This is a genomic window from Legionella quinlivanii, assembly GCF_900461555.1.
Classification (GTDB): Bacteria; Pseudomonadota; Gammaproteobacteria; order Legionellales; family Legionellaceae; genus Legionella_C; species Legionella_C quinlivanii.
The window spans coordinates 1-15,376 of the sequence record NZ_UGOX01000001.1 but is presented as its reverse complement, the minus strand read 5'-3'; the positions used below and the strand labels follow the sequence as shown (position 1 = coordinate 15,376).

Here is a 15,376-nt window from a genome sequence, read left to right as displayed (position 1 = left end):
GTTCACCTGCTAAGCATTATTCATTGAAATTGGTGTATTTAAAACCGTGCTGGCGCATCAAATCATCGCGTTGCGCTTCTTTCAAGTCTTCACTCATCATCTCGGTAACCAATTCTTCAAATGTCGTTTTAGGTTCCCAACCTAACTTCTCTTTTGCCTTAGTGGCATCACCCAGCAGGGTCTCTACTTCAGCGGGCCGGAAATAGCGTGGGTCCACCTCAACGATACAGCGGCCCGTTTTGGCGTCGTATCCTTTTTCCTGCTCGTTCTCACCTTCCCATTGAATATCAATCTCTATCTTTCTGGCTGCGATTTCAACGAATTCCCGTACAGAATGCTGCTTTCCAGTGGCAATCACGAAGTCTTCCGCTTGATTTTGTTGCAGCATCAACCACTGCATTTCCACGTAATCACGGGCATGTCCCCAGTCACGCAAGGCGTTTAAATTACCCAGGTAGAGCTTATCCTGGAAACCCAGTTTTATTCTTGCCAGAGCGCGGGTAATTTTACGAGTAACAAAAGTCTCACCGCGGATAGGGGATTCGTGATTGAACAGGATCCCGTTACAAGCATAGATCCCATAGGCTTCGCGGTAGTTTACAGTCATCCAGTAAGCATAGAGTTTGGCAACTGCATAAGGGCTTCGTGGATAGAAGGGCGTGGTTTCACGCTGCGGAACTTCCTGCACTAATCCGTACAGCTCAGAGGTGCTCGCCTGATAAAAGCGGGTTTTTTTCTCAAGGCCGGTAATTCGTATTGCTTCAAGCAGTCTTAATGCGCCTAAAGCATCTGAATTGGCGGTGTACTCAGGCTCTTCAAATGAGACAGCCACATGGCTTTGCGCTGCCAGGTTATAAATTTCATCCGGCTGTACTTGCTGCACAATACGGACAAGGCTTGAGGAGTCCGTTAAGTCACCATGATGCAAGGTTAAATCATAACCTTTGCAATGAGGATCATGGTACAGATGGTCGATACGCGCTGTGTTAAACAAAGAAGATCGACGTTTGATACCATGAACTTCATAGCCTTTTGCCAATAGTAATTCAGCAAGATAAGCTCCATCTTGTCCAGTGATACCAGTAATTAATGCGACTTTCTTTTGCATGCTATTTCCTCAACCACCATTTCGTATTTGTTGCTAATTAAAAACGTGAGCTAGTCTGCGTGGATTAATGACTCCACTTCACGTACCCGTTCGTTAACCAGAGAATGACAACCACGCGATTCGATATTAAGACGTAATAAAGGCTCAGTATTGGAGGCACGAATATTCATACGCCACTGACTGAACTCAAGACTTAAGCCATCGGTTCTATCGACATGAGGAGTTTCTTCTCCGGTCTTTGCATTTAAGTAATAATTTAACACCCTTTCAAGAACCGGTTTCACATCGGTAACCTTGTAATTTAATTCGCCGCTGCAGGGATAAAGCGACATTCTTTCCTTGACCAGTTGCGATAGGGTTTTACCTGTTCTTGATAATAACTCAAGAACTAGCAGCCAGGGGATCATTCCGCTATCGCAATAGGCAAAATCCCGGAAATAATGATGGGCACTCATCTCGCCGCCGTAAATGGCATTCTCCTGCCGCATTCTTTCCTTGATAAATGCGTGACCTGTTTTACTTTGGATCGCCAGACCACCGGCGTTGCTCACCACGTCGATGGTATTCCAGGTGAGTCTGGGATCATAAATGATTTTTTCAGCGGGATATTGTTTAAGAAAGGCAGCGGCCAATAAACCCACAATGTAATACCCCTCAATAAACTGGCCTTCTTCGTCAAAAAGAAAACAGCGGTCAAAATCGCCATCCCAGGCAATACCCATTGCCGCCTGATGTTGCTTTACCGCATCAGCGGTTGAGGAACGATTTTCCGGCAGCAAGGGATTCGGAATACCATTAGGAAAATGTCCATCGGGCTCATGATTAATCTTGATAAACTGAATGGGAATACTGCGTTGCTTAAAACGCTTTTCCAATTCGTCTATTACATGACCCGCTGCGCCATTTCCGGCATTCACCACCAATTGACAAGGGGTTATTGCCTGAAGGTCAATATATTCAAGCAAATGGTCGCAATAGGCCTGCAATATACTTTGCTGTATGCAGCTTCCTGTTCTGGAAGGAGTAGTAAACTCACTCTGTTCAGCAAGGCGCTGAATTTCTTTAAGCCCGCTATCGCCGCTGATTGGCAGCGCCCTGGGACCGACCATTTTCATGCCATTATAATTCATAGGATTATGGCTGGCCGTCACCTCGATGCCGCCATCGACATCCCAATGAAATGATGCGAAATAGACTTCTTCAGTGCCGGTCAAGCCCAGATCAATAACATCCGCACCGGCGTCATTAATTCCACGGATGAGTGCCGCCTTTAAAGATTCGGTTGACAGGCGGATATCGCCGCCAACCACCAGACGTTTGGCATTCAGAAACTGTGCAAAGGCCCGGCCAATGCGATAAGCAATTGACTCATCAAGGTCGATACCCAGTTGTCCGCGTATATCATAGGCTTTAAAGCAGGTTAGAGCTGTCATTACACTCGCCCATAATTATCTTCGAAGCGGATAATATCATCTTCTCCCAGATATTCACCACTTTGTACCTCGATCATGACCAGATTGAGCACGCCAGGATTCTCCAGGCGATGCCGATGTCCTGCCGGAATGTAGGTGGACTGATTGGTTCCCACCAGCATTTCCTGATCGCCATTAACGACTTTTGCCATACCGCTGACCACAATCCAGTGCTCGCTGCGATGATGGTGCATTTGTAAACTTAAACTGGCACCCGGTTTAACTTCAATACGCTTGATTTTGAAATTGGGTCCTTCTTCCAATACGGTGTAAGTACCCCAGGGCCGATGAACTGTACGGTGCAGCTTATGTGTTTCATGACCTCGTGCCTTTAACTCGGCATAAACATGCTTTACATCCTGTGCCCGCTGATTATTGGCGACCAGCAGAGCGTCCGGCGTATCAATGATAATTAAGTCATCTACACCCACAGCCCCCACTAAACGATCATTGCTCTGAATGTAGCAATTACTGCTTTCATGAATTAACGCATGGCCTTCGACGCGGTTTCCTGCTTCATCAGGCGTCGATAAATCGCCGATTGCCCGCCAGGAACCGATATCGCTCCAGCCAATATTGCAAGGGACTACTGCGACTTTTGAATTATGCGATGCTGGCTCCATAACCGCATAGTCTATGGAATTGTCCGGTACTTCAGCAAACAGAGCAGAATCAAGATGAACTTGCTCTGAGCTCTCACTGACATCATGCCTTGAGGCTGAAATGCAGCTGGCCGTTGCCTGTAATATCTCAGGACAGAATTGTTCCAGTGCTTCCAGTATCCGGCCAGCTGTGAAGCAAAACATGCCGGAATTCCACAAATAATTACCAGAATCGATGAATGCCTGGGCATTTTCTTTTGATGGTTTTTCAACGAAACGGCTTACTGAATAGCCCTCTGGTTTGCCTTCCTGCGTCTTAAGATTAATTGGTGCCGTAATATTGGCTTCAATGTAGCCATAGCCCGTTTCCGGATGATTGGGCTCAATACCAAACGTAACCAGATGACCGGCCGCTGCCAGCATGCTTGCCTGGGCAACTGCTGTCTGAAAGGCATCCTGATTCTCAATCAGATGATCTGCTGCCAAAACCAGCATAACGGCATCATCCCCGTATTTTTTAGCAATCGTCAGTGCAGAAGAGGCAATCGCTGCAGTGGTATTTTTACCAAAAGGCTCAAGGATAAATGAGGTATAAAGCGACTCACTGTTGACTTCGCGATAAACATCCTGAATTTTGAAAAATAACTCACGATTGGTAACCGTCATTATTTCTTTAACACCAGGAATCAGAGCGCCGCGTATAAACGCTTTTTGTAATAAACTTTGGCCGTCACTGAGTTGAATAAAAGGCTTGGGATGTAATTCACGCGAAACTGGCCATAAGCGGGAACCAGCTCCTCCGCATAAAATTGTTGGTATTATTTGCATTAAATCCTCACTGAAATCCTGAAAACTTCGGGGCGAATAGTCTGTTGGCATGCCTTTGTAAAAACGCTGCATATAAAGATTTTCTCGGAGTTTACCCTAGTCCTTGGCAGAATGGAACCTTAACCCTTTGGTTAAATGATGAGCTCTCGATAGATATTGGCATAATCAGCAGCCATTTTATCTGCTGTGAAATGCGTAAGATAGCGGCTTCGCGCATTTTCTCCCATGGCAGCCGCTCTTTCCGGGTTATTCCACAAATCCGTTAAAGCTTCTTTTAACTTCAAGGGATTTTCCGGCGGAATAACCAGGCCAGTTTCCTGATGCTGATTAATATAACTGGTTCCTGAACCAATTTCACAGGAAATTAATGGTTTGCCAGCCATCGCCGCTTCGAGAAGGGAAATTCCAAAGGCTTCTGAGCGTAAATGGGAGGGAAATACGAAAGCGTAAGAAAGCTTAAGCAAAGCCATTTTATCTTCTTCTTCCAAGGGACCTGCAAAATAAAGCTGTTTTAAACCCAGCGATTCTGCCTGCTGTTTCAATGCGGCTTCTTCAGGCCCGCTTCCTACAATGACGACCGGATAATCCAAATCTTTCAATGCCGTCAGCAAGCTATGAAGCCCTTTATAATAACGAAGCATTCCTACAAACAGAAAAAAACGCGGTCCTAAACGTTGCCGCCAAACATCCAGTTTCTCCTTAGCAGGAAGAGGATACATCGCCTCATCGAGTCCGATAGGGATAATGCTTGTTTTTTCTTTATAGCGATTAAGCACCTCACTGGTTGCCAGATAATTGGGCGAGGTGGCCACTATTCTATCGACTCGACCTAAAAAAGCATGCATTAAAGGCTGATACAGTTTTAACAGATTTTTTTGCCGGACAATATCTGAATGGTAGGTGACCACTGTTGGCTTTTTTACCCGTGACGCAAAATGCACCACATCCATGAACGGCCAGGGAAAGTGATAATGGATAACATCGGCTGCATTGGCTAACAGCCGGAAACGCTGGATAGCTGAAAATGAAAACCCGGTCGAAGCCAATTGAAAATTTAGCGGGGCACGATGAACCGTATGGCCTGCAAACTCTGTAGTGCCCGCCGTCTTGTCTTTGCTTAATGATAATACTTCACTGGAAACGCCTTGGGAGCTCACGCTATTAATAAGCTGATAGATAAATTGCTCCACCCCACCCTTACTGTCAGTAATATAGGTCTTGTAAAAATGAAGGACGCGCATTCCAACCTGCTTTACCTGAAAATAATCCCGAATTGTAAAAGGCTAAGCCGTTTCTGTAAAGCTAACAGCTTCTTATGCGGTCATTGCGAGGGGTGTTACGTAAATGAAGATAAGCACAAAAAATCGTCTTTGCGAGCGTTAGCGAAGCAATCCCGATCCTAACTTCGTTCAAGGTTCGATCTGGATTGCTTCACATTCGTTCGCAAAGACAAAAGCTTAGTTGCTTCAGTATACAGAGTAGTAACCATCTGATATGTATCCATGAGAATATGGAAGCGATACAGGCATCACAGTTTTTCCAACCAGCATTTAAGGACATCAAAGGTATGCGTGAATATCAACCCGCTATATATATCATGGCAAATAAACGTAATGGTACTATTTACACTGGTGTTACCAGCGATTTGCTAAAAAGAGTTTATGAACATAAGTTTGCGGAAGTCGAAGGGTTCACAAAAAGATATAGTTGTAAAAGTCTCGTGTACTATGAGCTAGCGGAAGATATCACTAGTGCCATATCACTAGAAAAGCAACTCAAAGGTGGATCAAGACAAAAAAAGATAAAACTTATTGAGAAAATGAATCCTTTATGGGAGCATCTGTACCCCAAATTAGTTTAGAAAGAAGTACGCGAACAGTCTTTGCGAACGAAGTGAAGCAATCCAGATCGAACCTTGAGCAAAGTTAGGATCTGGATTGCTTCGCTAACGCTCGCAAAGACACAGGTCATAAGTCAATTATTGCTTATTAAAAAGAGCAGCTCTCTGTGCTTTGGTCAATCGCACATTAAGCTCCCAGCTGCCGTCCTCATTGATGCTTTCTGATTTAACCGCATTTAACTGATATAAACTGGCTCGAAGTTTGGCCTGATCAGGTGCAAGACGAAGCATTTCATCAGTGACCTGGCCATGCAAATGAATTGCGATCGCCTCGCGCAATCCATCAAGTCCAATCCCGGTTTTAGCGGATAACCATACTTTGCTGCCTTCCGCTTGCTGGTCGACTCTGGGTGTCCAACCCTCTTGCTGATCAATTTTGTTAAAAACCTGAATTATAGGAATATCATCAACCTCTATCTCAGCCAAAACCTGTTCTACAGCCGCGACATTTTCCCGCCAGATAGGATCAGCGATGTCAACTACATGCAGTAAAAGATCTGCTTCCTGTGTTTCCTCCAGCGTGGCGCGAAAAGCCTCCACTAGCTGATGCGGCAGATCGCGAATGAAACCCACGGTGTCTGCGAGAATAATGGAGCCTGAGCCAGGCAGATCGACCTTTCGCATTGTTGGATCAAGCGTTGCAAACAGCTGATTGGCTGCATAGATTTGCTCGCCAGTTAAGGCATTGAATAATGTTGATTTTCCGGCATTGGTATAACCGACCAGCGAGACAGTGGGCATTTCTGCTTTTTGCCTGGCACGGCGGTTTTGATCGCGGCTTCGCCTTACTTTTTCGAGACGTTTGTTGATATAGCGGATTCGTTCGCGCAATAGTCGTCGGTCTGTTTCAAGCTGGGTTTCCCCTGGGCCTCTTAAACCAATTCCCCCTTTCTGACGCTCCAGATGGGTCCATCCGCGTACCAGCCGGGTCGATAAATGCTGCAATTGGGCTAGTTCAACCTGCAACTTCCCCTCAAATGTTCTAGCACGCTGGGCGAAAATATCGAGAATCAAACCACTGCGATCAACTACTCTGCATTGCAGCAAGCGCTCAAGGTTTCGTTCCTGAGAAGGAGAAAGCTCATGATTAACCAGCACCAGTTCTGCCTTGTGCTCTTCGACTTGTTGCTGAATCTCTTCGGCCTTACCCAGACCGACATAATATTTGGCTTCTGGAACTGCTCTGCTGCCAGTAATAACTGCAACCACCTCAGCTTTCGCTGAAGTGGCCAGCTCTTTAAATTCCTGTAGCGCTCTTTCTGCATTTAATCCAGGAAGAGCCAATTGCACGAGAATGGCGCGCTCGCCAGCTTTAGGTCGTTCAAACACTCAGTACTACCATTAATCAAAGTCTTTATATTTTATCAGTCTGCCATATTTTCATCTTCCTCACCAGCAGGAATTTTAATCATCCGGGCAGGAACAACGGTTGATATGGCATGCTTATAAACCATTTGCGTCACCGAATTCTTCAACATCACAACATATTGATCGAATGAATCCACAAGGCCGTGCAGTTTAATCCCATTAACCAGAAACACTGACACCGGCACTTTTTCTTTGCGTAATTCATTTAGAAATGGATCTTGCAGTAAGGAATTTTTAGACATTGCCCTCTCCTTATTATTATTATTGAGGCCAACAACACTCAATATTAGTGTCGACCCATCAAAAAAAAACTTTAATTTTTTTCATTACATCTGTTGTTGATTAAGTTACTATTTATTCGCCCGTCAGAATGACAGTACGAACAAATCGGGGCAGTACCCAACTATAGAAGGAGTTTTACATGTTTTCAAAAGAACAATTGGCTGGCTTGGCCGATAAATCGCAAAATGCATACGCTGCACTTTTTAGTGATGGTTCCATCGATCAACCGCAAACCCAGGAGGTAATGGATAGTTTGGAACCTGAAACACTCCGTTTAATCGCAATCAATGTGGTTCGCACCTGCCCGAAAGAGCAGCTGAGCAGCCTAATCCCACAAACTCAACATCTGCTACGAACACCAGCCAGTTCCTTTACACAAAAACTGCAGGATGCTCACCACGTACATAATCGTATCAGTATAATTATGGAGAAGCCTCAGCTTGCTCATAAAGCCTGGAAACAAAACTTTAAGCCCGAGGCATTTCATGGGAATGCTGATTTTGCCCATGAATTGTTGGGAAATGATGCTGATCAAAAGGAAAAGGCTCACTCTCTGGCTGAAAATACGCCTGCTTGCGATTTAGTGGCTGTAATGCAAAATGTAAAAACTGCATTTCCTGATACCCCGTCACAAGATGACTTCAAGTTTAAAAAACATTGCTTTACTCAGCATGTTAAGCGTGCATTGCAGGCGGCTGTCCACATTGACTCTTTAGCCACTTGTAAGGATGACAGTGAATTAGTTCAGCATTTAGCGAAACTGACTAAACATTTTGCGGATTACCCCAATATTAGTAAGCGGCACACTATTACCAGTCATCTTGAAGAGGTGGCAAAGCGCATCGCCAATATGGACCACGCAAATCGAACAGCAGCCTGTAATCATTTGAATACTCTTTGCCCAAAAGCAGGTTCCAATATATTTGTACATATTCAAGACTGGGTTAAGGATAATATTCCTGCTGAGCAGACGCATGCTTCTTCACAACTCTCTGCAGCACCCGACTCCCCCAAATCGGTGAATCCTGGAAGAGTGAAATGCGGTATATTTGGAGGTTGCTCAACGTCTAAAGCCGAAGACAATGGTGCCTATTATTCGGACAGCGATACCGAAGAAGAGAAAAAAGGATCTTGCTGGAGCTGGGGCAGTAGCCATTAATCGGGTTCTTTGCTGACACTGTTTTGAGATATTTCTTACAGCAGCGTCATCATATAACCTTAGGAGTAAAAACAAAATTTAAGTATACTTAAATTAAAGGGATGACAAGGATTGTCTGACAGGAGGTCAGCGAAGGGACCAGCACATGGAATGTGCTTCGCCGCAAGGATGTGGCTTTTTCTTTTGTATCACACTGAAATATTTTCTTTCTAAAATTATCTATTATTGATTATTCAATTTACTTTTATTTAACTATAAAGAACACCTAAAATTTCATTGTAGGCATACAGCATTCAACTTAAGAGTAGCACTCAAAATATTTATCACTCAGAGGTAAGAGGAAGGGTAAAGATCAGCCTTCACCCTAGCCCTCTCCCAACTTGGGAGAGGGGATTTCTCGTAGATTTACGTTTATATGTGCAGGATTTGGAAATAAATGTGTAGATAAATCAACTTGGGAAGTGGAGCTTAAAGTCCTCTCTCCCTTAGGGAGAGAGTTAGAGAGAGGGTTCAAATCAACCTACTCATATTCATCAAACATCAATATTTTCAGCTTCCAAGGCATTGGATTCAATAAAGTCACGTCGTGGCTCTACCTGATCTCCCATCAGACATGTGAATATTTCATCCGCCGCTACCGCATCTTCGATACTTACTTGCAGCATACGCCGGACTTCCGGATCCATTGTGGTTTCCCACAATTGCTCTGGGTTCATTTCGCCCAAGCCTTTATACCGCTGTATAGTTTGACCACGCTTGGCTTCTTCTAATATCCATGCCAGAGCTTGCTCAAAGCTTTCTACAGCCAGAGATTTTTCGCCTCGCTTAATCTCAGCACCTTCTTCAATTAAATTTGCCAGTTTAGACCCTAACTGAATGATTTCACGATAATCCTTGGAGAAGAAGAACTCGGCGTTAAGAATAATATGAGAATCCATACCGTGCTGAGTAACAGTAACACGAGGCAAATGATGATCACTTTCTGTATTATGAATAACATCGACAGAATAGTGATGAGTTTTCGCGCCAATTTGCTGCAAACTCTGATGCAACTGATTAGCCCAGTTATTGATTACTTCGTGATTGTTAAAATCATCAGCGTGCAGGGTCGGCAAATAGGCAATCCGTTTAAGGATGTCGGCACTGTAACGTCTTGAATGGCGTTTGATAATTTTTTCAACACGTCTAAATTGCATCACCAGATCTTCTAATGCTTTGGATGTAATCGCTGGCGCATCTGTGCCTGGAGAAAAAGAAGCCCCCTCAAGAGCACTTTGAGTTAAATAGTCGTTAAGCGCTTCATCATCTTTTACATATTGCTCCTGTTTGCCGCGTTTAACCTTGTATAGAGGCGGCTGGGCAATATAAATATAGCCTCTTTCAATCAACTCTGGTGTTTGTCGATAAAAAAATGTCAAAAGCAGCGTTCGGATATGAGACCCATCGACGTCGGCATCAGTCATGATGATGATACGGTGATAACGTATTTTGTCGGGATCATATTCATCCGGGCCAATTCCACAGCCTAAGGCTGTAATCAGAGTAGCGACTTCCTGAGAGGAAAGCATTTTATCAAAACGTGCTTTTTCCACATTGAGAATCTTTCCTTTCAATGGCAGGATTGCCTGGAATTTTCGATCTCTTCCCTGTTTTGCAGAGCCGCCCGCAGAATCTCCCTCAACGATATATAATTCGGAATGTGCTGGATCTTTTTCCTGACAATCAGCCAGTTTTCCAGGAAGCCCGGCAATGTCCAAGGCCCCTTTTCGACGCGTCATTTCACGTGCTCGTCGCGCAGCTTCTCTTGCTCTGGCAGCATCAATGATTTTGCCCACAATGGACTTGGCAATTGCGGGATTCTCTAATAAAAAGTCATTCAACTTTTCGGCAACCAGTGATTCCACAGCCGCTTTGACTTCTGAGGAAACCAGCTTGTCCTTCGTCTGCGAAGAAAACTTGGGATCAGGAACTTTAACTGACAATACTGCAGTTAATCCTTCTCGCGCATCATCCCCAGTAGTGGTAATTTTAGCTTTTTTGGCAAAACCTTCATTTTCTATGTAGTTATTCAAAGTTCTGGTTAATGCAGCACGAAACCCTGCTAAATGAGTACCACCATCTCGCTGCGGTATATTATTTGTAAAGCAAAAAATAGTTTCCTGGAATGAATCATTCCACTGCATGGCCAATTCAATTTGAATATTGTCTTTTTCTCCAGTCAGAGAAAATACGATTGGCATAATCGGGGTTTTGTTGCGATTTAAATGTTCAACGAAGGCTTTTATACCGCCTTCATAGCGGAATGTATCCTGTTTTTGTGTCCGTTCATCAAAAAGATGAATACAAACGCCAGAGTTCAAAAAAGACAGCTCTCGCAGACGTTTAGCTAAAATATCATAATGGAATTCAATATTGGAAAATGTATTTGCACTCGGTTTAAACCACACTTGAGTTCCTGTTGAACTCGCTTCACCCGTTGCGGTAAGCGGCGCATCAGGAACGCCATTACGATAGTGCTGTTCATGTACTTTGCCATGACGTCGTATCAGCAGATGAAGCTCTTCGGATAATGCGTTAACCACCGAAACACCCACACCATGAAGACCGCCTGACACCTTGTAAGAGTTATCATCGAATTTACCCCCGGCATGAAGTACAGTCATAATGACTTCGGCGGCAGATCGTCCTTCCTCTTTGTGAATATCCACGGGAATCCCTCGCCCATCATCTTTTACAGTGATCGACTCGTCTGCATGGATGCGCACATGGATTTCTTTGCAATGCCCAGCCAAGGCTTCGTCAATTGAATTGTCAACCACCTCGAAAACCATGTGATGCAGTCCCGTTCCATCATCGGTGTCACCGATGTACATACCTGGACGTTTTCTGACTGCATCTAATCCCTTCAAAACTTTAATATTCGATGAGTCATAACTAGCATCAACACTCATAAAAGATTCCTCTACATGCCGTTGTCGCAAAAATGAAATTATAGCATTAAATCGTTCTTCTTTACATGCCTGGATTTGAATGTTCCGGATATTATTGATATTTAAGTCTATCGTCTATGTTTCACGTGAAACATTAGACAAGGTTCCTAGTTTAGAATGATTTCTTTACTGTCTAGTTGCTTCCACTGCTCAGACGGAAGATCATCGGGCTTAGCTGTAATAAAAAACTGATTTGGGGAGCGACTAATATATTGCAATATATTATCGAGATGAAAGCGGTCCAATTCAGAGCTTAGATCGTCCATAAGAAGTATGCAGGATTTATCCAACAAATCAATTTGAGCAAATTTAAGTGCCAATAAAAGTATCTTCTGCTGGCCGCGTGAGAAATAAGTTTTGGCTTTGAGACTGGTATCGTCAGAATGAATGATAAGGTCTGCATTATGAACTCCATACTGTGTAAATTGACGATAGAGATCACTGCTATAGTTAGCATCCAATATTGACGCTAAAGAGCGCCCTTCAGCCTTCTTATCCCAACCTTTGTAATAGGATAGAGATGCATTGATTTCAGTCAACTCTTCAAGCCGCGAATTGAAGTGTAGACGTAGTCGATCGAAATAACGCAGGCGATGCTGATTAATTAATTCGGCTAAATCACTCATTATCTTATTCCAGGGATAAAGCAATTCTGGCTTGGCTGACTGTTTAAGTAAGGCATTACGTTGTTTTAAAGCCTGATGATAATCCTTCCAAATTTGAAAATAGGTATGTTCCACGTGAAACACACCCCAATCAAGCAGCTCACGACGATAAGAAGGGCCCGCATCAATAATTTGAAAAATGGATTGATAGAAAATCTGGCTAGCGAGGAAACTCGCTAATTGACTGGCAGAAAAACAGGGCTGGTGATTGATTCGGGCAGTACTGGTGCCACGGACAACCTTCTTGATACTAACTGTTTGTTCATCTGAAGTTTTAGCAAAAATTACGGTTTCCGCCTGACCCAAGGTGACCAGACTAGCTGTTTCGCGTGTCCTGAATGAATGACCGGTTGATAACAAGTGAATGGCTTCAAGAAAGCTCGTTTTACCGCTGCCATTCACACCGCGAATAATATTGATATGAGGATGAAGGTTAAAATGTGAGGAATCGAAATTGCGCAAGTGATGAATTGATAGTTCGGCGAGCTTCATAGCTTCATAGGCATAATAATGTATTGATAATATTCGTCAGTCAGTGATTCAACCAAAATACTTCTATCAGTATTAGACATAGATAAACGAACATGACTATCTGAAATGAAATTTAAAACATCCAGTAAGTAACTGGCATTAATCCCGATTTTTAATTCACTGCCATCAACTTGAGCTTCCAATTGCTCACGCGCTTCTTCCTGTTCCTGATTATTAGCAATCAGGGTTATACCGGCACCAGGTTGAATATGCATCAAAACCGCACGTGACTTTTCATGTGCAAGAATTACTATGCGCGACAAAGCTCGCTTCAAGGGATCTTTTTCTATAAGCACGAATTTATCATTATCTACAGGAATCGCTTTCATGTAGGGAGGGTAACGTGCTTCAATCAATTTTGAAGTAAAGGAATAAACAGAGGTGTTCAGCCGAAAATGTGACTTGCCCGCCATTACAGTAACAGTCTCGTCTTCAATTGAATTCAGCAGGCGCAGCATCTCCTGAATCCCTTTTCTTGGAAGTAAAAAACGTTGATCAGTAATACCTGTATCACATTCATACTTGCAAATAGCCATTCGATGACCATCGGTAGCAACGCTGGTAATTAATGAAGGATCGACGTTGAATAAAAGACCATTCAGAAAAATCCGCACATCTTGTTGAGACATTGCAAAATGAGTCGATTGGAACAGATGGATTAAAGCTGTGCGTGCAATAGAAAACTGAAATTCTGATTGCTCTTGATTGCAGGCAGGAAATTGCTCGGCAGGCAAAGTAGCCAGCTTGAACTGGCTGCGCCCCGACTTAATTAACAGAGTATTGGTCTGAAGGCTGATAGTAGGCCTGGCATCGTCGTCAAGAGACCGAATTATATCGATAAACTTTTTTGCGGGAACGGTCAGCTTGCCGCCAGGAACTTCTGAAGTGCAGTCAAGAGTAGAGGCAATTTCCATTTCAAGATCAGTTGCAGTCAGAGTCAACTGATTATTGTCAAGGCCTAGTAAAAAATTAGACAAAATAGCAAGGCTTTGTCGCTTATCAACAGCCCCGGAAACCACTAATAAACGTGGTAATAAATCAGTTTTTGCAACACTAAAACTTAGCACCTTTATTCCTTAAGAAGACAATATACGCATAAGGTTTTTATAATCTTCTGCAAAACTGCTTTCATCTTGTAAAAGTTCTTTCACTTTTCGGCATGCATGCAGTACGGTTGTATGATCACGACCGCCAAAATGATCCCCAATTTCAGGTAAGCTATGATTGGTCAATTCTTTCGCTAATGCCATCGCCATTTGCCGAGGTCGTGCAATAGAGCGGCTTCGACGCTTGGAAAGCAGATCCGCTACTTTTACTTTGTAGTACTCAGCGACTGTTTTTTGGATATTCTCGATAGTTACAAGCTTATCCTGCAAGGCTAGCAGATCACGCAAGGCTTCATGAACAAAATCAATGGTAATCGGTTTGCCTGTAAAATGGGCATTAGCGATAACTCGCCGCAAGGCCCCTTCTAACTCCCTGACATTAGAGCGGATACGCTTGGCGATAAAAAAAGCCACCTCATAGGGAAGCTCAATACTGGACTGCTCTGCTTTGCTCATTAAAATAGCGACCCGTGTCTCCAGTTCCGGAGGTTCAACAGCCACAGTCAATCCCCATCCAAAACGAGATTTTAAACGCTCCTCCATGCCCTCGATTTCCTTGGGATAGCGATCACTGGTAAGGATAATTTGCTGCTGCCCTTCCAGTAATGCATTGAATGTATGAAAAAACTCTTCCTGGGAACGGTCTTTACCTGCAAAAAACTGGATATCATCGATCAGCAATGCATTTAAGGAACGATAAAATCGTTTGAACTCATTAATGGAATTAGTCTGCAAGGCTTTAACCATATCAGCCACAAAGCGTTCGGAATGCAGATAAAGCACCTTGGCTTCAGGGTTATTTTTTAGAATCATATTACCAATGGCATGCATTAAATGCGTTTTACCCAAACCAACGCCGCCATAGATAAACAGCGGATTATAAGCGTCACCCGGACGCTCGGCGACCTGCAATGAAGCCGCTCTTGCCAATTGGTTGGAATTACCTTCAACAAAGCTTCCAAAATGAAACTTTTTATTCAAATAGCTGTTCTTATAATCAGCCGTTTTTTTAGAAGCAGTTTTTATATACACCTGCTTATTATCTTCATTGCTGTTGGGGGAAGTAATATTGGAGTCAATCCCTGTCGCGGCAGGAGCTGTTGCGGGAGTAATAACAGGCTCGCTGCTTCCAATAGCAATAGTCACAGAAGAAACCTGATCGCCAGCCAACTGCATAACCAGTTCACGAATACGAGTAAAAAAATTCTGTTTAATCCATTCAACGATAAATTTGTTAGGGGCTAGCAAAACTAAATGGTTGTCCTGATATTTAGCTTGTAACGGACGTAGCCATGTATTGAATAGCAGCGGCGGATACTCTTCTTCTAAAAGCTTAGCGCATCTCTGCCAAAGTGATACGGACAC

The 15,376-nt window shown here is 43.6% G+C and carries 12 protein-coding genes; 2 read left to right on the top strand and 10 right to left on the bottom strand.

Annotated features, from left to right (window positions below):
* Positions 1–16: 16 nt before the first annotated feature.
* The 4 genes from gmd to DYH61_RS00045 are packed head-to-tail and all read right to left on the bottom strand — an operon-like array spanning position 17 to position 5,251.
* Entirely contained in the window at positions 17–1,108 is a 1,092-nt protein-coding gene (gmd, locus tag DYH61_RS00060; RefSeq protein ID WP_058506912.1) for a GDP-mannose 4,6-dehydratase, read from the bottom strand.
* 50 nt (positions 1,109–1,158) lie between these two features.
* Entirely contained in the window at positions 1,159–2,541 is a 1,383-nt protein-coding gene (locus tag DYH61_RS00055; RefSeq protein WP_058506913.1) for a phosphohexomutase domain-containing protein, read from the bottom strand.
* The gene (locus DYH61_RS00050; protein ID WP_237758785.1) at positions 2,541–4,082 is read right to left on the bottom strand and encodes a mannose-1-phosphate guanylyltransferase/mannose-6-phosphate isomerase; all 1,542 of its coding nucleotides are present in this window, start codon (positions 4,080–4,082) and stop codon (positions 2,541–2,543) included. Before DYH61_RS00050 ends, DYH61_RS00055 begins: the two co-directional genes overlap by 1 nt.
* Before the next feature lie 59 nt (positions 4,083–4,141).
* Entirely contained in the window at positions 4,142–5,251 is a 1,110-nt protein-coding gene (locus DYH61_RS00045) for a glycosyltransferase family 4 protein (protein WP_058506914.1), read from the bottom strand.
* A 326-nt stretch (positions 5,252–5,577) separates the two neighbouring features.
* Here DYH61_RS00045 and DYH61_RS00040 point away from each other — a divergent pair, with 326 nt between their 5' ends.
* Entirely contained in the window at positions 5,578–5,871 is a 294-nt protein-coding gene (locus tag DYH61_RS00040; protein WP_058507306.1) for a GIY-YIG nuclease family protein, read from the top strand.
* Between the two features lie 117 nt (positions 5,872–5,988).
* Here the strand turns inward: DYH61_RS00040 and hflX are convergent, their stop codons facing one another.
* Complete coding sequence (gene hflX / locus DYH61_RS00035) at positions 5,989–7,239, bottom strand: ribosome rescue GTPase HflX (protein WP_058506915.1); 1,251 nt, start codon at positions 7,237–7,239, stop codon at positions 5,989–5,991.
* Positions 7,240–7,274: 35 nt separating this feature from the next.
* Positions 7,275–7,520: an RNA chaperone Hfq gene (gene hfq / locus DYH61_RS00030; RefSeq protein WP_058506916.1), complete on the bottom strand. Its 246-nt coding sequence runs from the start codon at positions 7,518–7,520 to the stop codon at positions 7,275–7,277.
* A 179-nt stretch (positions 7,521–7,699) separates the two neighbouring features.
* Between hfq and DYH61_RS00025 the strand changes: the two genes are divergently transcribed.
* Positions 7,700–8,719, top strand: a complete 1,020-nt coding sequence (locus DYH61_RS00025) for a hypothetical protein (protein ID WP_058506917.1) — start codon at positions 7,700–7,702, stop codon at positions 8,717–8,719.
* Positions 8,720–9,252: 533 nt separating this feature from the next.
* On the opposite strand, the gene gyrB is transcribed toward DYH61_RS00025, so the two are convergent.
* The 4 genes from gyrB to dnaA form a co-directional block, all read right to left on the bottom strand.
* On the bottom strand, positions 9,253–11,670 hold the full coding sequence (gyrB, locus tag DYH61_RS00020; RefSeq protein WP_058506918.1) for a DNA topoisomerase (ATP-hydrolyzing) subunit B: 2,418 nt from the start codon (positions 11,668–11,670) through the stop codon (positions 9,253–9,255).
* 146 nt (positions 11,671–11,816) lie between these two features.
* Complete coding sequence (gene recF, locus DYH61_RS00015; protein ID WP_058506919.1) at positions 11,817–12,866, bottom strand: DNA replication/repair protein RecF; 1,050 nt, start codon at positions 12,864–12,866, stop codon at positions 11,817–11,819.
* Positions 12,863–13,972 (bottom strand): DNA polymerase III subunit beta, encoded by a 1,110-nt coding sequence (gene dnaN, locus DYH61_RS00010; RefSeq protein ID WP_058506920.1) that lies wholly within the window; start codon positions 13,970–13,972, stop codon positions 12,863–12,865. The genes recF and dnaN overlap by 4 nt, the downstream gene beginning before the upstream one ends.
* 9 nt (positions 13,973–13,981) lie before the next feature.
* On the bottom strand, positions 13,982–15,376 hold the full coding sequence (dnaA, locus tag DYH61_RS00005; RefSeq protein WP_058506921.1) for a chromosomal replication initiator protein DnaA: 1,395 nt from the start codon (positions 15,374–15,376) through the stop codon (positions 13,982–13,984).

What these genes read in the sequence shown, in the direction of transcription:
- gmd (WP_058506912.1), bottom strand. Translation starts at nt 1,108, where the DNA reads ATGCAAAAGAAAGTCGCATTAATTACTGGTATCACTGGACAAGATGGA.
- DYH61_RS00055 (WP_058506913.1), bottom strand. Translation starts at nt 2,541, where the DNA reads ATGACAGCTCTAACCTGCTTTAAAGCCTATGATATACGCGGACAACTG.
- DYH61_RS00050 (WP_237758785.1), bottom strand. Translation starts at nt 4,082, where the DNA reads ATGCAGCGTTTTTACAAAGGCATGCCAACAGACTATTCGCCCCGAAGT.
- DYH61_RS00045 (WP_058506914.1), bottom strand. Translation starts at nt 5,251, where the DNA reads ATGCGCGTCCTTCATTTTTACAAGACCTATATTACTGACAGTAAGGGT.
- DYH61_RS00040 (WP_058507306.1), top strand. Translation starts at nt 5,578, where the DNA reads ATGCGTGAATATCAACCCGCTATATATATCATGGCAAATAAACGTAAT.
- hfq (WP_058506916.1), bottom strand. Translation starts at nt 7,520, where the DNA reads ATGTCTAAAAATTCCTTACTGCAAGATCCATTTCTAAATGAATTACGC.
- DYH61_RS00025 (WP_058506917.1), top strand. Translation starts at nt 7,700, where the DNA reads ATGTTTTCAAAAGAACAATTGGCTGGCTTGGCCGATAAATCGCAAAAT.
- gyrB (WP_058506918.1), bottom strand. Translation starts at nt 11,670, where the DNA reads ATGAGTGTTGATGCTAGTTATGACTCATCGAATATTAAAGTTTTGAAG.
- recF (WP_058506919.1), bottom strand. Translation starts at nt 12,866, where the DNA reads ATGAAGCTCGCCGAACTATCAATTCATCACTTGCGCAATTTCGATTCC.